Annotated in this window: 24 protein-coding genes; 8 read left to right on the forward strand and 16 right to left on the reverse strand. The window is 61.3% G+C overall.

Translation table 11 applies throughout. From position 1 onward, the window contains the following. Window positions 1–194: 194 nt before the first annotated feature. The 3 genes from rlmF to JYJ39_RS01195 all read left to right on the forward strand — a co-directional run bounded on the left by rlmF (window position 195) and on the right by JYJ39_RS01195 (window position 4,432). Entirely contained in the window at window positions 195–1,220 is a 1,026-nt protein-coding gene (gene rlmF, locus JYJ39_RS01185; protein WP_205201384.1) for a 23S rRNA (adenine(1618)-N(6))-methyltransferase RlmF, read from the forward strand. 47 nt (window positions 1,221–1,267) lie between these two features. Continuing rightward, on the forward strand, window positions 1,268–2,917 hold the full coding sequence (gene ade / locus JYJ39_RS01190) for an adenine deaminase (protein ID WP_205201386.1): 1,650 nt from the start codon (window positions 1,268–1,270) through the stop codon (window positions 2,915–2,917). Window positions 2,918–3,016: 99 nt separating this feature from the next. Then, entirely contained in the window at window positions 3,017–4,432 is a 1,416-nt protein-coding gene (locus JYJ39_RS01195) for a transglycosylase SLT domain-containing protein (RefSeq protein ID WP_205201391.1), read from the forward strand. A 122-nt stretch (window positions 4,433–4,554) separates the two neighbouring features. Here the strand turns inward: JYJ39_RS01195 and JYJ39_RS01200 are convergent, their stop codons facing one another. From JYJ39_RS01200 to nosZ, 15 genes are all read right to left on the reverse strand, one after another. Beyond that, entirely contained in the window at window positions 4,555–6,549 is a 1,995-nt protein-coding gene (locus JYJ39_RS01200) for an ABC transporter ATP-binding protein (RefSeq protein WP_205201393.1), read from the reverse strand. Then, a complete protein-coding gene (locus tag JYJ39_RS01205) occupies window positions 6,549–7,928 on the reverse strand; it encodes an ABC transporter permease (RefSeq protein ID WP_205201395.1) in 1,380 nt (459 codons plus the stop codon). The genes JYJ39_RS01200 and JYJ39_RS01205 overlap by 1 nt, the downstream gene beginning before the upstream one ends. Further along, complete coding sequence (locus tag JYJ39_RS01210; protein WP_205201397.1) at window positions 7,925–8,902, reverse strand: ABC transporter permease; 978 nt, start codon at window positions 8,900–8,902, stop codon at window positions 7,925–7,927. The genes JYJ39_RS01205 and JYJ39_RS01210 overlap by 4 nt, the downstream gene beginning before the upstream one ends. Window positions 8,903–9,040: 138 nt before the next feature. Beyond that, a complete protein-coding gene (locus JYJ39_RS01215; RefSeq protein ID WP_205201399.1) occupies window positions 9,041–9,910 on the reverse strand; it encodes a bile acid:sodium symporter family protein in 870 nt (289 codons plus the stop codon). Between the two features lie 135 nt (window positions 9,911–10,045). Further along, window positions 10,046–10,543 (reverse strand): TlpA family protein disulfide reductase, encoded by a 498-nt coding sequence (locus JYJ39_RS01220; protein ID WP_240189493.1) that lies wholly within the window; start codon window positions 10,541–10,543, stop codon window positions 10,046–10,048. After that, complete coding sequence (locus JYJ39_RS01225) at window positions 10,540–11,367, reverse strand: ABC transporter permease (RefSeq protein ID WP_205201401.1); 828 nt, start codon at window positions 11,365–11,367, stop codon at window positions 10,540–10,542. Before JYJ39_RS01225 ends, JYJ39_RS01220 begins: the two co-directional genes overlap by 4 nt. A 1-nt stretch (window position 11,368) precedes the next feature. Then, the gene (locus JYJ39_RS01230) at window positions 11,369–11,878 is read right to left on the reverse strand and encodes a hypothetical protein (RefSeq protein WP_240189494.1); all 510 of its coding nucleotides are present in this window, start codon (window positions 11,876–11,878) and stop codon (window positions 11,369–11,371) included. A 1-nt stretch (window position 11,879) separates the two neighbouring features. Further along, the gene (locus tag JYJ39_RS01235) at window positions 11,880–12,731 is read right to left on the reverse strand and encodes an ABC transporter ATP-binding protein (protein ID WP_205201404.1); all 852 of its coding nucleotides are present in this window, start codon (window positions 12,729–12,731) and stop codon (window positions 11,880–11,882) included. A gap of 53 nt (window positions 12,732–12,784) precedes the next feature. Further along, the gene (locus tag JYJ39_RS01240) at window positions 12,785–13,753 is read right to left on the reverse strand and encodes a NapH/MauN family ferredoxin-type protein (RefSeq protein WP_240189495.1); all 969 of its coding nucleotides are present in this window, start codon (window positions 13,751–13,753) and stop codon (window positions 12,785–12,787) included. Further along, complete coding sequence (locus JYJ39_RS01245) at window positions 13,750–14,598, reverse strand: 4Fe-4S dicluster domain-containing protein (RefSeq protein WP_205201406.1); 849 nt, start codon at window positions 14,596–14,598, stop codon at window positions 13,750–13,752. Before JYJ39_RS01245 ends, JYJ39_RS01240 begins: the two co-directional genes overlap by 4 nt. Next, entirely contained in the window at window positions 14,595–15,962 is a 1,368-nt protein-coding gene (gene nosD, locus JYJ39_RS01250) for a nitrous oxide reductase family maturation protein NosD (RefSeq protein WP_205201408.1), read from the reverse strand. The genes JYJ39_RS01245 and nosD overlap by 4 nt, the downstream gene beginning before the upstream one ends. A 4-nt stretch (window positions 15,963–15,966) precedes the next feature. Further along, the gene (locus tag JYJ39_RS01255; protein WP_205201410.1) at window positions 15,967–16,947 is read right to left on the reverse strand and encodes a hypothetical protein; all 981 of its coding nucleotides are present in this window, start codon (window positions 16,945–16,947) and stop codon (window positions 15,967–15,969) included. 119 nt (window positions 16,948–17,066) lie between these two features. Beyond that, window positions 17,067–17,795 carry a c-type cytochrome gene (locus JYJ39_RS01260; RefSeq protein ID WP_240189496.1) on the reverse strand — a complete coding sequence of 243 codons (729 nt, stop codon included), beginning with the start codon at window positions 17,793–17,795 and terminating at the stop codon, window positions 17,067–17,069. 26 nt (window positions 17,796–17,821) lie between these two features. Continuing rightward, a complete protein-coding gene (locus JYJ39_RS01265) occupies window positions 17,822–18,130 on the reverse strand; it encodes a c-type cytochrome (RefSeq protein WP_205201412.1) in 309 nt (102 codons plus the stop codon). Between the two features lie 79 nt (window positions 18,131–18,209). Further along, complete coding sequence (gene nosZ, locus JYJ39_RS01270; RefSeq protein WP_205201414.1) at window positions 18,210–20,504, reverse strand: Sec-dependent nitrous-oxide reductase; 2,295 nt, start codon at window positions 20,502–20,504, stop codon at window positions 18,210–18,212. Between the two features lie 335 nt (window positions 20,505–20,839). Between nosZ and JYJ39_RS01275 the strand changes: the two genes are divergently transcribed. The 5 genes from JYJ39_RS01275 to JYJ39_RS01295 are packed head-to-tail and all read left to right on the forward strand — an operon-like array spanning window position 20,840 to window position 23,826. Next, window positions 20,840–21,505: an SCO family protein gene (locus tag JYJ39_RS01275; RefSeq protein WP_240189497.1), complete on the forward strand. Its 666-nt coding sequence runs from the start codon at window positions 20,840–20,842 to the stop codon at window positions 21,503–21,505. Beyond that, window positions 21,502–22,179, forward strand: a complete 678-nt coding sequence (locus tag JYJ39_RS01280; RefSeq protein ID WP_205201416.1) for a hypothetical protein — start codon at window positions 21,502–21,504, stop codon at window positions 22,177–22,179. The genes JYJ39_RS01275 and JYJ39_RS01280 overlap by 4 nt, the downstream gene beginning before the upstream one ends. Before the next feature lie 2 nt (window positions 22,180–22,181). Next, window positions 22,182–22,535: a hypothetical protein gene (locus tag JYJ39_RS01285; protein ID WP_205201418.1), complete on the forward strand. Its 354-nt coding sequence runs from the start codon at window positions 22,182–22,184 to the stop codon at window positions 22,533–22,535. Then, window positions 22,532–23,128: an SCO family protein gene (locus JYJ39_RS01290; RefSeq protein ID WP_205201420.1), complete on the forward strand. Its 597-nt coding sequence runs from the start codon at window positions 22,532–22,534 to the stop codon at window positions 23,126–23,128. Before JYJ39_RS01285 ends, JYJ39_RS01290 begins: the two co-directional genes overlap by 4 nt. Before the next feature lie 20 nt (window positions 23,129–23,148). Further along, window positions 23,149–23,826: a hypothetical protein gene (locus tag JYJ39_RS01295; protein WP_205201422.1), complete on the forward strand. Its 678-nt coding sequence runs from the start codon at window positions 23,149–23,151 to the stop codon at window positions 23,824–23,826. On the opposite strand, the gene JYJ39_RS01300 is transcribed toward JYJ39_RS01295, so the two are convergent. Then, window positions 23,786–24,057 (reverse strand): hypothetical protein (locus JYJ39_RS01300; protein ID WP_205201424.1); only part of this gene is annotated, 272 nt, incomplete at its 5' end. The two genes, JYJ39_RS01295 and JYJ39_RS01300, sit on opposite strands and share 41 nt — an antisense overlap.

A 24,057-nucleotide genomic window follows, 5' to 3' on the forward strand; every position in this document is an offset into this window, starting at 1 on the left:
AGAATACCGGCCTGTCACGCCGGGGGTCGCGGGTTCGAGCCCCGTCCACTCCGCCAATTTACATTAACGCCTTGTAGCATCGTGGGTTCCACGACACTACAAGGCGTTTTGTATTTGGAATCCATAGATCGGCGCGATCGTATTTGCGACGGACTTTCGTGGGACAATCCCGTCCCCGCAGAAGAAGGATCGCCATGCACCCGCGCAACAAGAACGCCAACGGCTACGATCTGGCCGCCCTGACCGCCACCTCGGCGGCGCTGGCGAAGCACGTCAGGACAACGCCGGCCGGCACCGCCAGCATTGACTTCGCCAATCCGGCAGCGGTCAAGATGCTGAACCGGGCGATCCTGATGCATCACTACGGCGTCAAGGGCTGGGACATTCCTGAAGGCTACCTGTGTCCGCCGATTCCCGGCCGTGCCGATTACCTGCACAGCGTCGCCGACCTGCTGGCGTCCTGCAACAAAAAGAACATCCCGGCCGGCCCCGGTGTGCGCGTGCTCGACATCGGCACCGGCGCCAACCTCGTTTATCCGCTGATCGGTCATGCCGAATACGGCTGGTCTTTCCTCGGTGTCGATATCGACGAAGTGGCACTGGCCAACGCGCAGAAAATCCTCGCCAAGAACCCGGAAGTGGCCGGCAGCATCGAACTGCGCCACCAAGCGGTCTGGGACAACATCTTCACTGGCCTGCTGCGCAGCGGCGAAAGTTTCGACCTGTCGATCTGCAATCCACCCTTCCATAATTCCCCCGACGAAGTGCTGGCGGTCAGCCAGCGCAAATGGAACAACCTGGGCAAGCCGGGCGCCAAAAAAGGCAGCACCCAGCCACGCCTCAACTTCGGCGGCGGCGGTACCGAACTCTGGTGCAACGGCGGTGAACGCGCCTTCGTCAAGTCGATGATCGAGCAGAGCTGCCACATCCCCAAGCGCGTGCTGTGGTTTACCAGCCTCTTGTCGCAGGGCGACAACCTGCCGCATATTGAAGCGGCGCTGAAGAAAGCCAGGGTCGTCGAATCCCGCATCATCCCGATGGCGCAGGGCCAGAAGCAAAGCCGCCTGGTCGCCTGGACCTTCTGCGCCAACGGCGACCGTGAGAAATGGCGACGCGAACGCTGGTCGTCGGCGCCGGCCTTCGGCGCGCCGGTCAGCCCGAAAGCAACAACCGAGTGCAACCCGCTCACGGCCGCCCCCGTGCCATCGCGACATCCGTAGAGACGCTTGCACTGCCTCACATCAGCAGGCAATGAAAGGAGAACACCATGTCACAGTCGTCTGGCGTGCTGCAATGTAATCATGTCGATGTTGCCGGCCGGCGCATCCGCGCCGCCGAGGTGGCTTGGGCCGACGGGCAAGTCGTACGCATCGACGAACTCGGGCCGGAAAATCCCGACTGGCCGTATCTACTGCCCGGATTCATCGATGCCCATGTACACATTGAAAGCAGTCTGCTGCCGCCGGTCGAATTCGCCCGCCAGGCGGTCCGCCACGGCACTGTGGCCACGGTGTCCGATCCGCACGAAATCGCCAATGTTCTGGGCTGTGACGGCGTACGCTGGATGCTGGCCAATGCTGCCCAGACCCCGTTCCATATTCTGTTCGGCGCCCCAAGTTGCGTGCCGGCAACTTCCTTCGAAACGGCCGGCGGTCGCATCGGGGTGGCCGAAGTAGAGCACTTGCTGGCGACGCCGGGCATCGGTTACCTGTCGGAAGTGATGAATTTTCCCGGTGTGCTGGCGGGCGACCCGGATTTGCTGGCCATGCTGGCGGCCGCCCGGGCCCGCGGGCTGCCGGTCGACGGCCATGCGCCGGGATTGAGCGGGGCTGCGGCAGCGGCCTACGCCGCCGCCGGCATCAGCACCGACCACGAGTGCTCGACGCTGGCGGAGGCCGAGGACAAACTCGCGGCAGGCATGCAGATCCTGATTCGGGAAGGCTCGGCCGCGCGCAATTTCGATGCGCTGCATCCGCTGCTGAGCCGTTACCCGGGACGGGTGATGCTATGCACCGACGACTGCCATCCGGATGACCTGACACGCGGCCACATCGACCGGCTGGTGGCGCGGGCCGTGGCGCTGGGCCATGATGTCTTCACCGTACTGGAAGCCGCCTGCCTGACACCGCAGCGCCATTACGGACTAGAAGTGGGACAGCTGCGGATCGGCGATCCGTTCAATGCCGTGCAGGTCGACAATTTGTGCGATTTCACGGTCGCTGCCGTCTGGCTGACCGGCACGCTGGCGGCACGCGACGGACAAAGCCTGTTGCCGCCCTTGCCGGTGACTGCGGTCAACCGCTTCGCTGCCCGGCCGGTCACGCCCGACGAACTGGTAATTGCAGGCGGCCATATGTACGCGGATACGCTGACCCGGGTGATCCTCGCCCTGGACGGGCAACTGCTCACCCGCGACCTGCATCTGCCGGTCAGCGGCCCGCTGCCGGCCGACGATGTGCTGCTGATTGCTGTGGTCAATCGCTACGCGCCCACTGCGCCGGCAGTGGCGCTGATCCGTGGCTTCGGCCTGCGCGCCGGAGCACTGGCGTCGAGCGTGGCGCACGATTCGCACAATGTCATCGGTGTCGGCTGCGACCCGCTCAGTCTGGCGACCGCCCTCAACGCCGTCATTGCCGCGCAGGGCGGACTGGCCGTGGTCGATGCTACCGGGGCCTGTGACCTGCTACCCCTGCCAATCGCCGGCCTGATGAGCGACGCCGACGGCGATCAGGTCGCTGCCCGCTACGCTGCATTGAGTGCGGCGGTGTGCGAGCGTCTTGGCTCGCCTCTGCGAGCGCCGTTCATGACGCTCTCGTTCATGGCCCTACTGGTGATTCCGGAGCTGAAATTGAGCGACCGAGGCTTATTTGATGGTAATAACTTCACGTTGACGACGCTGGAAGCGCCTGCGGCCTGATCTACCAATCGGCCCATTTTCGTCGATCCGGCCGTGATCGTGCGCCCTCCTCGGTTATAATCGCAGGCTTCGTTGAATGCGTCCCGCCAGGAGCCCCGGTTGCTGCCTTTCCCCACCGCCCCCCTGCTGTTGCGCTGCCTTGCTAGCTGGGCTACCGGCCTATTGATCGCCACGCTGGCTGCGCCAGTCAGCGCTGAATCCGATTTCTTCCCGCGCCTGCAAACCGCACTGCCGAAGCATTTTCCCGATAGCCACAGCAGCGGCCTGAGCGTCACCGAACTGACGCCCCCTCCGGAATTGCCGCTGACCATCGACCTCACCCTGCACCAGACCGACCTCTGGGATCGCCTGCGCCATGGTTTTGCGATGACGGACCTGAATGATGAACTGGTCCTGCATTACCAGCAGTGGTACATGAACCGACCGGAAGCGCTGCGGCGCATGATCGAACGCAGCCGGCCCTACCTGCACCACATCGTCGAGGAACTGGAAGCGCGCGGCATGCCGAGCGAGCTGGCCTTGCTGCCGATGGTGGAAAGTTCGTTCAATCCGATGGCCCATTCGCCTGCCGCAGCCTCCGGACTCTGGCAATTCATCCCGGCTACCGGCAAGCGCTTCAAGCTGGAACAGAACTGGTGGCAGGATGAACGGCGCGATGTGATCGCCTCCACCAGTGCCGCACTCGATTACCTGCAGACCATCTACGACATGCATGGCGACTGGCATCTGGCGCTGGCCTCGTACAACTGGGGTGAAGGTGCCGTCAAACGGGCCATCGAAAAGAACGAAGCCCGCGGCCTGCCCACCGATTACCCCAATCTCACCATGCCCAAGGAAACGCGGCATTACGTGCCCAAGCTGCAGGCATTGAAGAACATCATCGGCGACCCGCAGACCTTTGCCCGCCTGAATCTGCCCTTTATCCCGAACCGCACCTATCTCGCCACCGTCGCCGCGCCGCGGCCGATGGACGTCAAAACGGCGGCGCGCCTCGCCAACATGACGCAGGATGAGTTCCGCCACCTCAATCCGTCGCACAACCGCCCCATCATCAAGCCGCACACCCCCGTCGTGCTGCCGGCGGATCGCGTCGACACCTTCACCGAGAACCTGGCCAATCACGGCAGCTCATTGACCCAGTGGCAGGCTTACGCTGTCAAATCGGCCGAACGGCTGGCCGAAATCGCTGCCCGTTTCGGCATCAGCACCAACGAACTGGCGCAAGCCAACGGACTGCCGGGCAATGTCCGCCTGGCGGCCGGCTCGAAGCTGCTGGTTCCGGGTGCTGGCGAAAACGCTGAAGGCCTGCAGCGCATGCTGCATGCCGATGGTTCGCTCGCCATCATCCAGCCGGAACCCAAAGCACGTGGCAAGAAGCAGCTGAAGGGCAAGGGCAACCAAGGCAAGAACACTGCCAAAGGTAGCCGTATCGCCAGCAAGGGAAAAGCAGCCAGCGGCAAAAAACCGGCAGCGAAAGCCGCAGCCAAACCCAAAGCCCGAAATAAGCGCCGCTGAGCGCCTTGGCGCTCAGAAGCACCCGAACACAATCTAAAAGCGCCCCCCACAGCCTCGTCGGATCCGAAGCGATAACTACCGCCGGTTTCCCGGAAAATCCGCCGACGGGAGGCGGTACTGACTCACCCCGGCCAGTGGCAATTCACCCTATGCGTCGCCGTCAGCGGCTGTGCCACAGGATAGCTGTTGCGGCACTCCACTGTCGCCTTCGGACAGCGCGGATGAAAATGACAGCCCGCCGGCGGCCTGGCCGGTGAGGGAATTTCTCCCGCCAGCACCTGCACCCCGCTGCCATCTTCTTCCAGCCGCGGTTGCAGCACGGCTGAAAGCAGCGCCTGCGTATAGGGATGCCGTGGCGCAGCAAGCACTTCGGCCGCCGTCCCGCACTCGACGATGCGCCCGAGGTACATCACGGCAATGTCGTGCGCCAGATACTCCACCACCGCCAGATTGTGGGTGATGAACAGGTAGGCCACGCCCAGATTCTGCTGCAGCGTTTTCAGCAGATTGAGGATCTGGGCCTGCACCGACACGTCGAGCGCCGAAGTCGGTTCGTCACAGACGAGCAATCGGGGTTGTACCGCCAGCGCCCGGGCGATGGCGATCCGCTGCCGCTGACCACCGGAAAATTCATGCGGAAAGCGTCCTGCCGCATCTGCCGGCAAACCCACTGCCTGCAGCAACGCAGCAATGGCCGTCGCCGGCTCGCCCAGCCCTCCGAGCGTCTGCATGCCTTCCGCAATGATCTCGCCCACACGCAGACGCGGGTTGAGCGAAGCAAAGGGGTTCTGAAACACCATCTGCGCCTGGCGGCGGGCCTGACGCAAGGATTTACCACGCGCGCCGACCCATTCCTCGCCATTGACCCGAACACTGCCGGCCGTGGGGCGAATCAGTTGCAACAAGGCCTTGCCAACGGTGGTCTTGCCGCAGCCGGACTCGCCCACCAGCGCCAGAGTGCGACCGGGGGCCAACGTGAGGGACACTCCATCAACAGCTTTGACCTGCCCTACCACGCGCTGCAGGATGCCTTTGCGGATGGGGAAATGCACCGCCAGATCACGTATCTGCAGCAGTGGTGCCAGCGTTGCCGGCGCAGCGTCATCCGTAGCGGACTCGCCTGCGGCAGGCACAGCCTCCCCTTCGTTCTGCCAGTGGCAGCGCACCTGCGCCCCGCAGGCCTCCACCCGCCAGGCGGGATTCTCTTCCCGGCACACCGGCATCGCCTGCGGACAACGCGGTGCAAAACGACACCCTGGCGGCAGGGCCGACAACGCCGGCACCTGACCGACAATGGTCCGCAGCGGCGCACCGCGCCGCCCAGCATCGGGCAAGGCGGCAAACAGCGCCTGCGTGTAGGGATGCGCCGGCTGCGTGAAAAACTGTTCGCGTCCGGCAATTTCGACCAGTTCACCGGCGTACATGACGCCGATGCGCTGCGCCAGACGTGCCACCACACCCAGATCGTGAGTAATGAGCAGGATCGCCATGCCGCGCTCGGCCTGCAACTGCGCCAGCAGATCGAGAATCTGCGCCTGCATGGTGACATCCAGGGCGGTCGTTGGCTCGTCGGCAATCAGCAATTCCGGCTCGCCGGCCAGGGCGATGGCGATCATCACCCGCTGCTGCATGCCACCCGACAGCTGGAACGGATATTCATCGAGCCGCCGCGCCGGATCAGCAATGCCGACCTGCTCGAGCAATTCCTGGCTGCGCGCCCGGGCCGCTTCGCCGCGCAGCGCGAGATGGCGCGCCAGCACTTCGGCAATCTGCTGCCCCACCGTCAGCACCGGATTCAGGCTGGTGGATGGCTCCTGGAAAATCATCGCGATCTTGCCGCCGCGGTAGGCACGCATCGCCACTTCCGGCAAGGCCAGCAGATCCGTACCGTCATAGCGCACGCTGCCGCCCAGTACGCGACCCGCCGCCGGCAGCAGACGCAGAATACCCTGCGCCGTCACCGACTTGCCGCAACCGGACTCGCCCAGCAAGGCAAAGGTCTCTCCCCGCGCGATGCGGAACGACACGCCATCGACCGCACACAACTGCTGGCGCCCGGCCTGGAAACCGAGGCGCAAGTCATCAACTTCCAGCAAGGGAGCGGGCGTGGTCTGCATCAGGCCGTCCTCGGGTCAAAAGCATCGCGCACCGCATCGGCGAACAGGTTGGCCGCCAGTACCAGAATGAACATGGCAGCAAAGGCAGCCGCCAGCGACCACCACACCACCGGCTCGCGCCCCAGCTCCATGCGCGCATTGTTGATCATGGTGCCAAAGCTGATCATCGACGGATCGACGCCGATGCCGACGTAGGAGAGCACCGCTTCAGCCAGCACCAAGCTGGAAAAATCCATCACCAGGGCGATGATGACGATGTGCATCACATTGGGCAGGATATGGCGGCTGATGATGCGGCCACTGCCGACGCCGAAGGCCTGCGCCGCCTGGATGTACTCCAGCTCGCGCAGTTTCAGCGTCTCGCCGCGCAACAACCGGCACAATCCGGTCCAGCTGGTCATACCCAGAATGAAGCACAAGGCCAGCAGGCGCAGATCGGCGCGCTCGGCGGCAGTGGCGAACCACTCCGGATGGCCGTCGATCAGCACCTGCAACATGAGCACGGCGGCGGCGATCAGCAACACGCTGGGAATGGAATTGAGCACGGTATAGACGTACTGGATCAGGTCATCCGCCCAGCCCCGGAAATAACCGGCAACAATCCCCAGCAACACAGCCAGCGGCAACATCACCAAGGTCGTCACCAGGCCGATGATGAGTGCCGTGCGCACGCTTTTCAGCACCTGGTACAGCACATCCTGCCCCACCTTGTCGGTACCGAACACGTGGTAGCCGCCGGCCAGCGAGAAAACCGGCCCGAGCACCAGCAGGATCGCGCCCAGGGTCAGCAGCACGGCGTGCCAGGCGGTGGCTGTTTCGCCACGCCACACCTTGCCCCAGCCGCCCTGCCGCGCCGCCACCCAGACCGCAATCGGCAGCCACAACAGCACCGCTGCCAGAACACCCACCGCTACCCGCCACGCCACATCGTCGGCGTGTTTGTCGTAGGCGCCGGCCAGATGCGCCCCGCCATGCAGCAGGGGCGGAAAGGCGCGCGTCACGCCGCCCCCCGGGTGCTCCGTACTTTCCTTGACGTAGGCGTGCGTCGCCAGTGGTGCGGAATAGGTTTTTTCAGTGCGGCTGCGCAGAGGATCGGCCAGGGCATCGAGCAGCGAACGCACCTCGATGGCATAGCGGATTTCCGCCCCCTCAGCCGCTGGCAAGGCAGGCCGGTAATGCAGCGAATCGAGCCAGCCGACCAGCACGAAAGCAAGCAATACCGTCGCCGCCCCCATGCCGCTGCGGCTGGCAGCCACCTTGCCCCAGGCGGCACGTAGCGGCGGACTGCGCCGCACCAGCAGCACCAGCCCAAGCCCGGCCGCCAGCAGCAGCCAGATCAAGGCGTCGGACCAGAGGAAAACAATTTGCACCCCGTTCATGCGAAACGGATCCGGGGATCAACCAGGGTGTAGGAAATATCCGTCAGGATCAGGCCGAGGATGTACAGCACCGAGCCGACGAACACCATCGCCCGCACCACCGCAAAATCCTGCGCCTGGATGGCATCGATGGTGTAACTACCGAGGCCGGGAATGCCGAAAAAGGATTCCGTCAGCAGGGAACCCATGAACAGCGAGGGAATCACCACCACCACGCCAGTCAGGATCGGAATCAGCGCATTCTTCAGCACATGGCGGAAGAACACCCAGGTTTCGCTCAAGCCCTTGGCGCGGGCCGTGCGCACATAGTCCTTGCCCACTTCTTCGAGAAAGATGGTGCGGTACCAGCGTGTCGACGCCCCGATTCCGGCCACCACCCCGATCAACACCGGCAGCACCAGAAAGCGCCAGGCATCCAGGCCGACGCCGTAACCGGAAATCGGCACCAGGCGGAACACCTTGGCGAAGAGATATTGCCCGCCGATGATGTAAAACAGGCCCGACACCGACATCATCGCCACGCACAGCACCACGCCCCAGAGATCGAGCGCCGTGGCGCGAAAGAAGGCCAGCATCAAGGCCAGACTGACGGTCACCAGCAAGCCCAGCACAAACGTCGGCAAGGCAATCGCCAGCGACGGCCCCATCCGGTTCAGCATTTCCCGCGTGATGTCGCGCCCGTCCTCGGCCCGGCCAAAGTCGCCCACAAACAGGCGCACCGATTTGCTGAAGAAAATGGTCTGCGTCACCGTCCCCAGGCCGCGCGCTTCCGGGTTAAAAAACAGCGGCTGATCATAGCCCCGCGCCGCCTTCCACTCCGCAATCGCCTCCGGCGTCACCCGCTTCACCCCCAGTTGCAGCCGCGCCATGTCGTCCGGCGTATTGACGACGAAAAACAGCGCGAAGGTGATGAGATTCACCCCGATCAGAATCGGCAGCGCATACAGCAGACGGCGAACGAGATAAGCGAACATGGCGGGGGATTATCGCAGATGCCGGGCGGATGGACAGGTTATTGCGGCAGGCGAAGTTACACGCCCCTAGCAGAGCAGCGCACAAACCACCTGCCAGCAACACGAATTTCCCTCGCTACAGCGAAGGCCGCACCCGCTTCAGGCAAATGAACCGGCTTCCTGGCGGCGCACGATCCACAGAAAGGCAATGGCGCCGAAGTTCATGGTCAGGGCATAGACCACGCTGGGGATGGCCAGCGCCGGCTGCTGGAACAAGGTCAGGGCGATGAAGATGCCCAGGCCGGCATTCTGCAAGCCGCACTCCATGGCGATGGCGATGCTTTCACGGCGGCCGAGCTGTGCCAGCCGAGCCAGCAAGACACCGCCGCACAGGCTGAGGGCATTGAGCAGAAGGGTGGCCATGCCGATTTCCGGGAAACCGGTGGTAATGGTTTCGCGATGCGCGACAAAGGTGACCAGCACGATGGCCATGAAAAACAGGGTCGCCAGTTTGCCCACCACCTGCTCGCCACGCTCGCTCACCCAGCGCGTTCCCAGGCGCAGGAACATGCCCAGCAGGATGGGGAGCGTCGTCACCAGCAACAGGCCGCCCAGCAGCTTGCCCAAGGGCAGGTCGGCGGTGTGAAGCAGCTGCAGATCGGTACTCTGGCCCGCCACAACGGCGTTGATGATGAGCGGCAGGGTGATCAGGGCCAGCAGGCTGCTGGTGACGGTAAGAATCAGCGACAGCGCAATGTTGCCGCGCGCCAGATGGGTCAGAAAAGCCGAGCTGACACCGCCCGGACAGGCGGCGATGAGCATCAACCCCAGCTGTGCCGTTGGCGAGAGATCAAGTGCCACGCTAATCAGGAAGGCCAGCAGCGGCAGCAGCAGCACCTGCCCGCACAACCCCATGGCGATACCGCGCCAACCGTACAGGGCAACGCGGAAATCACCCGGGCGCAGCGCCAGACCGAGCGAGAACATGATGAAGGCCAGCGCCAGGGGCAAAAAAAGGGTTTCGATCATTGCAATGACAGCAAGTCCGGGCAGCGTGTAGCGCTACACCAGGGACGGATGGGAAAACCAGCAGGCCGGGCACCCGCCTGAGCCTGGCGGCGTCTTTCTTGAGTGACCGCGTTGTCGAGCGGCAAGCGTGACAGTTTACTTGAGCAGGCTGTCCGCCACGGCATCGAAATCCTTGCGCGTGAACTGGCCGATCTTGCGCACCACGACTTGCCCATCACGGCCGATGATCAGCGTAAACGGCAGACCGGAAACGCCATTGCCCAGACTTTGCATCAGCCACAGCCCTTTTTTCTTGTCCACGCCCACCGGGTAATTGATCTCGTAGGCCGTGGCAAATTCCTTCACCGCCAGCGGATCATCTTCGATCGCGATGCCCAGCACCACCAGACCGCGCTTGCCGTATTCATTCTGCAACTGGATCAGTTCGGGAATTTCCTTGCGGCAGGGCGGACACCAGCGCGCCCAGAAGTTCACGATCACCGGCTTGCCACGAAATTTCTCCAGCGCCAGTGGTTTGCCGTCCATCCCCTCCACCGTCGTGGCGTAGAACGGACCGGCATCGCCGGCAAAGGCGCTGCCGGCAAGCGCCAACAACACGCCACCCAGAAGGCACAGCTTGCGCAACAGTTTCATAGCAGATCTCCACGCTTGAACAGAAGATAACCCGCTGCTGCCGACAGGATGCCGAGCAGGGCAGGATAAACGAGCGCAAAGAGGCGGAAGCCATCTGCACCAAACAAATCGAGAATGACGTACGCCGACGGTCCGAGCACGATCAGTTGCGGATCGAACATCGCCAGCGCCGCAGTGCGGAACACCTGCAGCGGATTCACCAACGCCAGGGTCACCGCCACTTCCGGCGTCACGCGTTCCTGAATCATCACCCCGAGCAGGATCAGGTCAAGGAACAGCAACAGCACCAGCCACACCATGAAGGCCGAGCCCTGAGCCATGTCGGTGCTGCGTGCCACCACCGAAATGAGCATGCCGATCCCCAGGAAGCACAAACCCATCGCCGCCAGCAGACCGGTGTAATACACGAACATCGACCACGGCACTTCGATATTGACGATGGTGGCCCAGATCACGGCACCCAGCATGGCCAGGAATACCGGCGCGAATACAGCCACGTAGCGACCGAGGAATTTCCCCCAGAACCAGGCTTGCAGGCCGACCGGCAGGGACAGGAGATATTCGAACACCCCCGCCTCGCGGTCGCCGGCCACCGAACGCACGGTGGTGATGAGGACAAAAATGGGCAGAATCGCCATGGTCAGCTGGATGTAGGTCACCAGCAGGCGGGACAACCCGATGAAGCCCAGCACCCGCGATTCGGTCAGGCCGAAGACAAAGAGCAGCGCGACAATGCCGCCAAAAACCAGGGTGTAGATCTGGAACCAGCGCGCGCGCAGGGATTCAACGAGATCGAGTTTCGCAGTCAGCAACAGTTGATTCATGTTATTTACCCTTGGCCAGGATGTGCTGGCGCATGTCGGTGTAATCGAGCGTGCCGGCCATCGGCGTGTTGACGGCGGCAAAGTTGTAACCCATGGGCGAGGTGCGCGTCACGTACAGCGCTCTTTTCGGGTCCAGCCAGCGCATTTCCTCGCGGCTCCGGGAGTTGAAGTCGGCCACCCATTGCCGCGTCGCCGGCTCTGCCATCCACGGATATTTTTCCGCCTGCTCTTTCATCCAGAACACCAGGCAGCCGATATCGTCGAACTTGAACACGGTCTCCTTCGGCCCACCGCGCAGCTGCGCCGCAAAGCGCCGGTCGGAAATCACCATCCGGCAGCGGACGCAGGTGTCGCGGTCCCACTTGATTTCGGCCATGCCTTCCGGCCAGCCCCCCTTCTTGCCGCACGCCGCGAGAAAAGCGGCCAGCGGCGTCAGCAGCAGGCCGGCGCTGCCCGCCCGCACAAGAAAGTTGCGCCGCCCGGCAACTGCGGTCCGTTCCGATCCGCACATATCAGGCTTCGCTCAGCGAAAGATCGGCAATCAGTGCGGTGTAGCGCGACACGATGCCGAGGAAACGCAGACGGTCCGGACCGGCGATGTCGCCCGTCCATGTCGTCTGCGTTGCATCCGGGGTCAGGTTCCAGCCGTCGAGCGCCTTGGCAAAAGCCGGCTCCGGACGCTTGAGCACGATGCGGCAGCTGAGGCGGTCGGTCAGCGTGGCGTCATCGGCGACCCGGTCGTCGATGACGATTTTGCCCATATCCATTTCGATCACCCGATTGACGAGTGACGAGACTTCATCCAGTCGGTGGCTGGAAATGATCATGGTGGCGTCGTTGAGGCGTTCGGCCAGCAGATCGAAGAAGATCTTGCGCGCCTCGGGGTCGAGGTTGGCGGCCGGTTCGTCCATGATCAAAAGTTTGGCGTCACGGCCCAGGGCGATGGCGATCAGAAGCTTCTGCTTCATGCCGCCAGACAGGCGGACAAACTGGCGCGACAGAATGCCATCGACGTCGAGGCCGAGGCGCTTGCCAATGGCGTGAATCCGCTGCGGATCGGTCTTGCACAAGGCCGCTGAAAAATCGATCAGCTGCCCTACCGGCATCTTCAAGGGCGGCGGCAACTGTGGCACGAAGCCGATTTTGCCCAGCACTTCGGTGCGGTGTTTGCGCGGATCGAGGCCGTCGATGCTGATCTCGCCCTGGTGATCGTACTCACCGAGCAGGCAGCGGATCAGGGTGGTTTTTCCGGCCCCATTCGAACCAATCAGGGCGATACGCTCACCCAGCTGGATATCGAGGTCGATGCCATTGAGCACCTGGGCGCGGCGGAAGGTCTTGCCGATGTTCTTGAACTGGATCATGGAGCGGATTCTAGGCGGAGAGCGCGATTGCGGCTATTCATCTGGATCAAAAATCACAAGAGTTTGGACAAACCCTTGACCTCGTAACGTAACGCACCGGTCGGGCAGACGTCGACACACAGACCACAACGCGTGCAGTCCGGCCCCAAGCTCATGACTTCCTCGTCCGCGCGGCCTTTGATGGTGACATCGAGCACATGCGGCACCAGACAGACCTTGCGGCAGTCGCCTTCGTGGAAGCAGTGTTCAACGTGGTAGCTGATGCGCAGCGGCGAAATGACACCAACCGCACCGTAAGTCAGGCCAATCGGACAAACATAGCGGCACCAGGCACGACGCGACCAGAACACTTCGAACAGCAACAGCAGGAACACCCAGCCCAGCGCCAGGCCCGGCCCGTAGATCAGGGCGCGTGACAGGATACCTGTTGGCGACAGCGTTTCAAAAATGGTGTACCCGGAAACGAAGGCCATCAGCGCAAACAGCAGCCAGAACACGGTGCGCGTGCCACGATGGAATTCGTGTTCAGTGACGATCTTTTTGCCCACCAGATACAGGTGCAACTTCTCGGCCCACTCCGCCACCAGATGGTAGGGGCAGACCCAGGAGCAGAAACTGCGCCCACCCAGTGCCACCCACAGCAGGAACACGGTGAAGGTGCCGATGAACAGGTTCACGATGATGTGCTTGTGCGCCAGCATCACCTGCAAGGCCGAATTCAGGTCGATCAGGTGAAAGCCGACGAAGCGCGAGGCAGTGAGCGCCCCTTCAAGAATCTGAATATCGAGCCAGAAACTGAAGACAAACAGCAGATTCACCGCTATCAGCACTGCCCAGCGGCGATTGCGCCACTTGTGGCTGACTTCGTGATGCGCCCGGGCGTGCAGCTTTTCCTTGACGTAGCGGTCCTTGTCCTCGTACTTGAGGAACATGATCTTCTGCACCCGCTCCGACACCTGTTCCGGCTTCTGCGGTGCGGCGCCCAGCATGCCCTTGATGAGATTCCAGCGGCGACCCATCATGCTTCTCCCTTCCAGGTTGCCTGCGCATCGACCACGATGGCGGTCGGTTCAACCGGGCAGATCATTTCACAGACGCCACAGCCGACACACTGTTCCTGCACCACCGGGATGAAACGCCCGGGACCGAAGGGGCGCAATGCGATGGCGTCCTTGATCGGGCACTCGGTGACGCACAGATCGCAGACCTCGCGTTCGTAGGGATGCTCGCGCACCGGTATCGGATTCCAGCGGTCGACATCGATGTAACGCATCGTCCCGGTGAAGGCGGCGCCCCGGGCAACCCCCTTGAAACCCTTGCCCTGCACCGCCAGACAAGCATCGGGCTTGTCCAGGCGGGCGACACCAAAACGTTCCTTGAGATTGAGACTGGGCTCGGGATCGTTTTCCTTGGCCTTCAGTATGGGGGCGTGCGCCAGCGGCATGCCGCTGCGCGGTTCCATGAAATCGGGCTTGTCGTAAGTCAGCGCCCCGGTCGGACAGGCCAGGATGCACTGCACGGCATCGCAGGAAAAATCACAGGCCTGATCGCGCGCCTTGATATAGGGCACCCCCAGGCCAAAACCATCGGTGATGTCGCCCAGCTTGATCGCTTCGACCGGACAGACCTGCACGCACTGCCCGCATTTGATGCAGGAGGCGAGAAAGTCGTCTTCATCGAGCGATCCTGGCGGACGCAGAATGGGGGCTTGCGCGTTGGCTTTCACCGGAATGTAGCCTAACAGGGAAATGCCGACCACACCGGCCGTCAGCCCCACCGACTGGAGGAATTTACGGCGCGCCTTCTGCGCCTTTTCGATCGACATCGCCGGCTTCTTGGCGGCTTTCCTGACTGCGTCGTCACTCATGATAGGGCTCCCCGCTCGGGTTTGCGGAAGACTGGTTTTTCATCGCGCAGGATCAGATCCGGCGACGAAAATGGGGCCAGGCGTTCGAGGAAGTCGAGCAATTCCAGCACGGGCGAACTGCGGAAGAAACGCGCCATGGGGAACTCCATCCACAACTGGTCGGCGTAGGCATACAGTTCGTGGGCGTTGTCACCCACGCCGTCGTGATTGCGGTCAAAACCCTGGTAATCGTCCCAGTAATTGCCTTCCCACAGATTTTTGGTCGGATTGTCGCTGCGTCCGCCATAGCTGACCTGCGTCAGATTGCCTTCGAACTGGTTGTTGCGCAGGTTGTTGCCGCCGGTTTCGCTGTTGAAGAGAATGGCGATGCCGTTGTAAGCAAAGCGGTTGTTGCGGATTTCGATGGTGCTGTCGGGTTGGAAGGGCGACAAATCGGAACCGATGCCGATGCCGCAGTAGATGATCTCGTTATTCTCGATCAGGGTACCGGAGGCTTCCTTGAAACCTACGCCCATGCCGGTGGCGCCGGTCGCGTGCGAAATGATGTTGTTGGTCGCCGAGCCACCTTCGGTGTACATGAAATAGATCCCGACCGCGTTGTCATAGAAGCGGTTACGATCCACCACGTTGTCGTTGGCAAACATGAAGTGGATGGAGTAGCGACTGCGCCGTCCCAGGTTGTCGACGAATTTGTTGCGGTGCGAATACCACGCCACCATGTCGCGCGAATCGACGATTTCGTTACCTTCAACCAGGTTGTCATTGCTGTACCACAGGCGCAGGCCGTCGCCGCGCACACCCAACTCGAAATCCTTGGAACTGATGCGGTTGTTGCGCACCACGCTGTGATCGACCTGTTTCAGATCGATGCCGAACAGGCAGTTGTCGACCACGATGTCTTCGATCACGTTGTGGTGGCCGCGCACGTCGAGACAGGAATCGTCGGTGTCGTGCGACTCGCCGGAACCGGTGAGATGCAGGCCGCGCAGCACCGAATTGCTGGCATTGAGCGACATCACCGTGCCCTTGTCGCCGGCATCAATGGTCACCTGCCCGCCGCCATCGATGGTCAACGGCTTGTCGATGCTGACCGGCCCGGCGTAGTGGCCCGGCGGCGGACGCAGCACCGAACCCGGTGCGGCCTTGTCCACCAAGTCCTGAAAAGGTTTCAGGCCGTGGATACGCTTGTCGCGCTCGATCAACATGAAGACGGGTTTCGGGCGGTCGATGGTCACACGCGGGGCATTGCTCATATCAGCCCCGAAACCCAGTTCATGATCAGGATCTTCATCCCCTTGGCCGATGGTGGCCCCGCCCAGAAGGGCAAGGGCCAGCACCGTCCGCAGCAGGCTTGCGGAAGGCATGGTGTTACTCCTGTTCCGGGTTTTCGCGCAGTTGCTTGCGGCGGATCAGGAGCGCCAGCATCATGCAGACAAAAATCGCCAGCAGGAGTGCATAGCCCCAGTAAGGATAGGAGTAGGTCGAGAACTGCGCCACCTTGCCTTCGCCAAACACGGTCGGCATGAAGGGTTTGACCGTGAAGGCGCCCCAGGGGTGCAGGTTGTGACCAAAGAACCACAGCCAGGCCGAATAGGTGATGAGGAAGAATGCAGGCAGCAAGGCCGGCACCAGTGCCAGCAGCAGCTGGAACGGACGCAGCTTGGCCACACCGGCGATGACGATGCCCATGACCGCGATCAGGCCGAAGATGACGATCTGCGAGATCAGCATGACGTTGTCGCCCCAGGCCTTGATCTTTTCCGGCTCGTTGAAGAAAGTGGCCGTTTCGGCAGTGTATTCAGCAACGTGCCTGGCGAGCTTGCCCATGACGAACTGATCGACCAGCATCCACACGGCAACAGCCGCGAAACCGACGGACAGGACCAGCAGGCGGGTTTTCTTCTTCACCACGGCGAAAGCGAGCAGCATGACGCCAAAGAAACCGAAGAAGAACTTGGCCAGTGGTTTTTCCACCGGTGCGCCGGAAGCAATCGGGAACATGCCGACGTAGTGGTTGATGGTGTTCATTTCATGCACGCAATCAAGCCCTTCGGCCTTCATGTCGAAATTCTCTTTTTTCGGGTCGAGAATCGGATTCCAGCGCTCATCCTCGTGCGACAGATCCTTCTGGATCAGTTCGTCCGCCATCCGCGTGCCCTTGCCGGCGGCCTTGCAGCCGTTATAGACACCGTCGAAATGGAAATGGATGCGGATGCCATCGGGGAAGGCATCTTCCGGATAATTGGGGGCGGTGAGCGAGACCCACCAGATCGGGGCGAAATATGCGGCCACCAGGCAGATCAGCGAAATCAAGCTGAGTCCGGCGACAATACGGTTCTGCTTCTCCATGGAGCTACCCTTCAAAGTTCCTGCCCGCGCCAATCGGGCATCTACCGCCTGCCGGCTGGCAGGCGGTATGCGCAACAGACTGATGATTCAGTTCTTGTATGCTAGAAAACGCCAGATGCTTACTTCTTGCCCTTCGGCTTGCACATCTTGCCCGGCATCTTCAGGCTGGACTGGTAGGCCGAGATGGCGACCAGCTGCTCGTTGGTGTAGGGCTTGATGACCTTCACCATGTCCGGGTTGGCGTTGCGGCGGTGACCGTCACGAATCTCGGTCATCTGACGCAGCAGATACTTGTAGTGCTGACCAGCGATCACCGGGTAGAACTTCTTGGCATCGCCTTCGCCGTTCTTGCCGTGGCATTCGATGCACTGCTTCTCGTACAGTTCCTTGCCCTTGGCAATCTGCGTCGCGGCATCCGCCCCTTCGTACTTGCCATGATCGGTCGGAATACAGAGCGTTTCGATGTAGGCGGAGGTATCGGCCACGGCTTGCGGATGCTTCAGCGCTTCCTTGGCGAACGGATACATGGTCGGGTTGTCGCGCAAACCATCGACGATATCAACCATCTGCTTGGTCAGCACGGTCGCATGCTGGCCAGCGAGCTGCGGGAAGGTTCCATCCGGACGACCCGCACCGTTGGGCAGGTGGCAGGCACCGCAGACTTCGTATTCTTCCTCGCCATTCGCGGCATCACCCTTGAGTTTGAGGGCTTCTGCCGTCTTGCCATCCATCTTGTTCCACTGATAACCCGCCGCCTCGATACCTGCTTTCTTTGGAGCCGGTTGTGCCATGACGGCGCTTGCGGGGATAAGGGCGGCAGCAACTGCCAGTGCCATGAATTTTTTCATTTCTATCACCTTGTTTCCGTGAGGGGTTATTTCTGCTTCGCCAGCCACTCGGCGATGGCTTTCATCTCATCATCATTGACCAGATGCATCACGCCCTTCATGGCGGCGGACTGACCATTGCTGCGCGCACCGGTCTTGATGTCCTTCATCTGCGCCAGGGCGTATTCGGCGTTCTGGCCTGCCAGCTTCGGATAAGTCGGCACCAGCGGCGTCTTGGCATCCTTGCCATGGCAGCTCCAGCAGGTCTTGTCCTTGTAGAGTGCAGCGCCATCCGGGGCTGCTACGGCTGCAGCTGCGGCAAAGAAGCCGGCAGCAAGTACGAGTGTCTTTTTCATTGAATTCCCTTTCAATATGTTACGGGGGCAGTTTCCGGCTGCCCCCCTGTTTCAGCCTTAAGCCAGATCAAATCTGGATTTACTTGACCTTCTTGGCGCCGTTCTGTTCGAGGTAGGTTTTGGCGCGCAGACCGATGTCGGCAGCCTTCACCTGGTACTGCCACACTTGCTCAGCCCACAGGTTCGCCTGCTCCCAATCCTTCTGACCCGCCGCCGACTCATGCTTGGCCTTCGCTTCCTTGGCCTTGTTCAGCTGGTCGGTCGCATCCTCAACCATCGCCACCACATCCGGGAAGTCCTTGAAGTTCGTGCTGGTAATGAAACCCACCACCGAATCAATCACCGCCTGCGTGTCAGCAACCTTCTTCAACGTCGCCTTGTAGTCGGTTTCCGTGTAGTTCGACTTCGCCAGCGTCGTCTTCGTCGGCTTCCAGCCCTTCGGCTTCACCAGCAGGTAACCCTGCATCTCAAGGTGCAGCGCCGAGCAGAATTCCGTGCAGTAGTACGGATACACGCCTTCCTTGTCCGCCTTGAACTTCACCGTCACCGTCTTGCCCGGCTCAACCGACGCGTGCGTGTTGTACGTGGACACCGTGAAACCATGGGTCTCGTCCTGCGCACGTTCCAGGTTCGTCAGGTGGATCGTGATCTCATCACCCACTTCCGCCTCGATCGTCTCCGGCGTAATGTGCGAACGGATCAACGTACCCCACACCGTCACCTTGTTGCCCTTGCGTTCGGTCTTCTCTTCACCCGCACGCACTGCACCCGGGTGCGGCTTGTCGGTGCGGCTGTCGGTCCCCACCTTGTAGCGCACGCCCGGCTTCAGCTTCGAGGCTTCGATCGCGACTACATAGTGCGGCTCGCCCAGCGGCAGCGGCATGTCGTACAACAACTGCATCTTGTCGTTGGCAATGTCGATCAGCTGGTGGTTCTGCGGATGCAGCGGACCCACCGGGTTGAAACGGTCAATCGACAGCTTGTTCAACGCCACCAGATAGCGGCCCTTCGGCGCCACGGTGTCGCCTTCCATGGTCATCAAGTGACCAATGTTGTAGTGCACCGAGATCTTGTCCAGCACCTTGCCGTCACAGAAGTTCCACTTCGCCACTTGCGAATCCACGTACAACGAGGTGTAGGCGATACAGGTCTTCGAGTCAAACTGCGTGTGCAGCGGGCCAAGACCCAGTTGCACCTGGGTGTGCAGCGTGTCCTTCATGCTGATCACCGGGATGCCGTACGGGTCCTTCGATTCAAACTTGCCGGCCTTGATCGCCGCCTGGATCTTGTCGAAGCTATACACCGATACGTGCGTGTCCAGCTTGCCCGACACCACGATCTTCGTGCCGTCCGGCGTCACATCCACACCGTGCGGCGACTTCGGTTCCGGAATCAGGAACAGAATCCCTTCCTTGATCGCCGTCTCCATCATCAGCACGTTGTGGCCGTTGATCTTCTTGGCTTTGCCCTGGGCTACCAGTTCCGCGGCCTTCTTCCAGTTGATCACGTGCAGGTAGTCGGTGTCCTTCGCCGAGCAACCCGCTTCGTACGGCGGACGACCCTTCTCGATCCCGCCCACATAGCGTTCGGTACAGAACGAGTTGGTGAACGACCAGCCGTCCGACGGGCCCTTACCGGCATCCGACAGATCCTGCGAGTACGGCGGCAGTTCCAGCGAGAACGACTGCTTCGGGTCCAGACGACCTTCCTTGCGGTCAAACTTCCAGTAGGTCACCCCACCACGATACTTCTCGTTGAACTCTTCCAGCGGGTAAAACTTCCGGTTCTCCAGCGGCGCGGCGTATTGCGCGGCTTCGATCACGTACTCGGTGTTCGGCGTCACAAATGCACCACCGTGTTCCGATTTGTAGATCGGGTTCACCACAATCTGCTTGGTCTCGAAATCACGCAGGTCAATCACCGCCAGACGCGGGTTCGCCTTGTCGTTGATGAACAGGTACTGACCATCGTACTGACCCTTGGTCTCCGAGATCGCCGGGTGGTGCGTGTCGCCCCAGGTGATTTCCTTGCCGTCGATCCAGCCTTGCTTGAGAATCGCCTTCGAGCCTTCGTCGTAGCCATAGCCCTGCCACGGTTCCGGCGTAAACACACCGATGTACTTCAGAATCCGCATCGACGGAATCCCGTACACAAGCACCTGACCCGACTGACCACCCGAACTGAACGCCAGGAACTCATCCCGCTTGCCCGTCGGCACGTACGTCTTCGCCGCCGCCATCAGGTCCTGCTGGCTCAGACCACGACGCTTCATCACGTCCTGCAGCGACTCCGCTGAAAACGCACTCCCCGCCGCGCCAAGACCCAGACCCGCCGCCAGCAGCAGCACGCCCGACTTGATCACAAATCTACTCATCTCGCTTCTCCCATTCTGTTTGGAATAAACAACCCCAATCACCAGCACATCTCCTCAAAATATAAACGTGCGGCAATTTGTCGCACTCTATGCCGCAGCCCTGACAAAAAAATTGATCGAAACTAAATTTGCCCGGGGTTTTGCCGTGCGGGGGAGTATTCGTCTGTTTCCCCGGGAACTTCCCTGATCGTCAGGCAGGATTTTTCCTAGTCAACCACAGAAGTTCCCCCAGCATCAATCATCCTTGTGGGGCTTAAGCCATAGCCTCACCTTGGGCAAAATGGCTCTCAGCCGCATCGCCAGACCTACCATCGGATCTGAGCACAGCAAATTTGATGGCGATTAAATTTATTTTCCCGGCGCTGACCAACAATTCAGCTGCCGCAACAGACTGTCCTCTGGGGATAACGCACTCGATGCAGGAAAGAATCCTGGCCACCACCGCCCTCCTTCTGGTTTTGTGCATTGGCACGCTGGCCCTCTTCTGGCATCCGGAACCCCCCAGCCCCCCTCTGCCCCGCCCTGGCCTGCCCGCCGGTGGCGATTTCGTGCTGGAAACCGCAACGGGAAAAGTGTCGCTCGCCGATTTCGAAGGTAAATCGCTGCTGCTGTTTTTCGGCTACACCACCTGCCCGGACATTTGCCCTACCGGCCTGATCACCCTGACTGACGCCCTGGAACAGTTGGAGCCGGAGGAAAAATCGCGGGTCGCCGTACTCTTCGTCTCCGTCGACCCGGCCCGCGACACCCCGGCCCACTTGGCTGAGTTCACCGCTTTTTTTGATCCGGCCATCATCGGCGCAACCGCCAGCCCTGGTGTCATTGCTGATCTGGCCAGACGTTACGACGTGATTTACCACTTCGCCGAAAACGGCGCAGTCGATCATAGCGCCGACATTTTTCTCATCAACGGCAAGGGCAGGGTCGTCGACAAAATCGCACACGGCACCCCGGCGACCACGATCGCCACCGCCTTGCGCCAGCAACTGAAAGCCCAATGATGCGTCGCACTTTTCTCATCTGCCTGACCGCACTGTGCCTCCACCCGACCGTCCACGCCGATCCCATCCCTGCCCTGTACACGCAGCTTGCCGCGCATCCCGCACAGCGCTGCCTGGAGCTCGACATCGACCTGACGCACGGTGAGGCCGCCACATTTTCCGCTGGCACACTGTCCTACCCGATGCGTGACAAAGCGGTCGCCGAGGGCTGGAGCTGGCCAGAGCACACCTCCGCCGACACTGATTACTATCTGTACAAATATCTGCCGCTGGCCACAGAAAGCGAGGACAGGCGCACCTACGAAATGGAAGACAAGGTCGGCGAACCACAGCTGATGACCGAGCGCTGGCGTTACGACTATTTCTTCGCCTTCAACAACCTCAACGAATTCAGCACCACCGACGATGACGACGCTGCCTTGCTTTTTTCCTTGCCGACAGGTATTGATCCTGCCAGCGTCGGCTTGCGCGCCGAGGTTTGCCTGAGCGAACCCGTCACCCGCGAGAGCACGACGTTCTGGAAAGCCACCTACGGCAAACCCGTCGATCTGACACTGAAAAAACGTTACCTCGTCGGCAGCTTGCGCGCGCTACACGTCATTGCCCCGGAAAACGGGCAACGACTCGCCAGCCTGCACGCGCGCCCCGACCTTCATTTTTCTGCAAAGGAGTAATCATGCTGCGAGTCACCACCCTGCGGGCCAGCCTCGTCACCCTTCTCATACTGTTCGGTGCCGGCCAGGCCGGTGCCGTGGAAGACACCCTGGCGCAGGCCGTCACGGAATTCGGCTCCCTCAATGGTGTGGTCCTGGCGTGCAAACAGCACGCACTGACTGCCCGCATGCGCGAAATCATGGTCGATACCGTGCCCAAGGAACGCAATGTCGGCGAACTATTCGAAACCGCCACCAGCAAAAGCTTTCTCGATTTTGGCGCGGCCGGCAAAGCCTGTCCGGACGGCAAGCGCCTGGCCGAAGACATCGAGCTTGGCCGCAGCAAATTACAGAAAGCGGTAGGGCAAGGAACATGAAACGCCGTGTTTTCTGCGCCACCTTGGCCGCATTGCCTTTTCTGGCCCACACGTTGGCGCTTGCTGCTTCACCGCACACCACCTTCGACCTTGAACCCCGCAGCATCAACCCGCGCTACCTGCTGATCGGTCCGCAAGGCTCCGCCGTGTCCAACGAGGATTTTCGCGGCCGCTTCCAGCTCATCACCTTTGGCTACACGTTCTGTCCGGACATCTGCCCGACCACTCTGGTCGATATGGCGGAAACCCTCAAACTGCTCGGTGAGGACGCGCAGCGCGTGCAGGCCATTTTCATCTCGGTGGACCCGGACCGGGATACACCGCAGCAACTGGCCACCTATACCGATTTTTTCGACAAGCGCATCATCGGCCTGACCGGATCACCCGCCCTGATTCAGGCGGCCGCCCGCAATTTCAAGGTGCGCTACGAAAAGGTCATCAAAGAAAACCAGGACCCCAGGAACTATGCTGTCGACCATTCCGCCGGCCTCTATCTACTGGGGCCGGAAGGCGCTTTCATCAAGAAATTTGCCTATGCCACCCCTGCCGACAGTATGGCCAGCGAGATCCGCCAATTACTGCATACCCACTGATTCCTGAAAGTTGATTCACGATGCCCTTCCTGCGCCACACCCTGCTTTCCCTTTGCCTTGCCGCCGCCACCTCTGGCCTTGCCGCCGCCGACAATACCGCAGCCGCAGCGCCCACGGCACCTGCTGCCGATAGCCGGGCAGCCACAGCTGCCGGCAAAGTCGCCCGCGGCCTGATTCTGCAGAGTCAGGAGCGCCTCATTTTCACGCCGTGCCGTGACCGCAACTACGTCAATATCGAGGACCTCTCGCCCAACGCGGAAGTCACCACACAACTGAAGGCGCTGGGTCTAGCCGAGGGTACGCCGATCTACGCCGAAGTCTTCGGTGAAGCCGAAGGCAACGGCATCCTGCGCATGCGCGCCCTCAATTTCGCCAGTCTCGATGCACGCTGCTATGCACCACGGCGCAGCACCGGCGAATGGCGCGCCGCGGGCAAGGATTGGTCCCTCACCCTGTTTGAAAACCAGGGCACCCTGCAGCAAAGCAACCAGCCCGATGTCAGCGGTGAATACGCTGTCAACGCCCAGGACGACAACAGCGTCAATATCGCGCTCGGCGGCCAGCTCAACGCCCCGCTACGCCTCAAGCGGCAAAACTGCCGCAGCACCGGCGACAGCGGCAAACCGCGTCTGCAAGCATGGCATGCCGAACTGACCGTCAAGGGCAAAAAATACGAGGGCTGCGCCTGGCGCCAGTAAGCGCTGACCCGACGCTGGCACGGCGAGCGGAATTCTCCGAATCGCCATCCTCCTCCGAAACCCCCGCGAAACCTGCGGGGGTTTCCCGTTTACCCGTCGTTTTCCGCAGCGGCATCAATGACGAAACAGTTTTAAGAAACATCATGGAAACCCCCTTGGGTGGCGCCGAGAATTCCGTCACCGTCACAAAGGAGGGCACCATGAGCGGTATTTTTACGAAATCGATGGCAC

The organism is Azonexus hydrophilus, from assembly GCF_905120355.1.
In the GTDB taxonomy this organism is placed as follows: Bacteria; Pseudomonadota; Gammaproteobacteria; order Burkholderiales; family Rhodocyclaceae; genus Azonexus.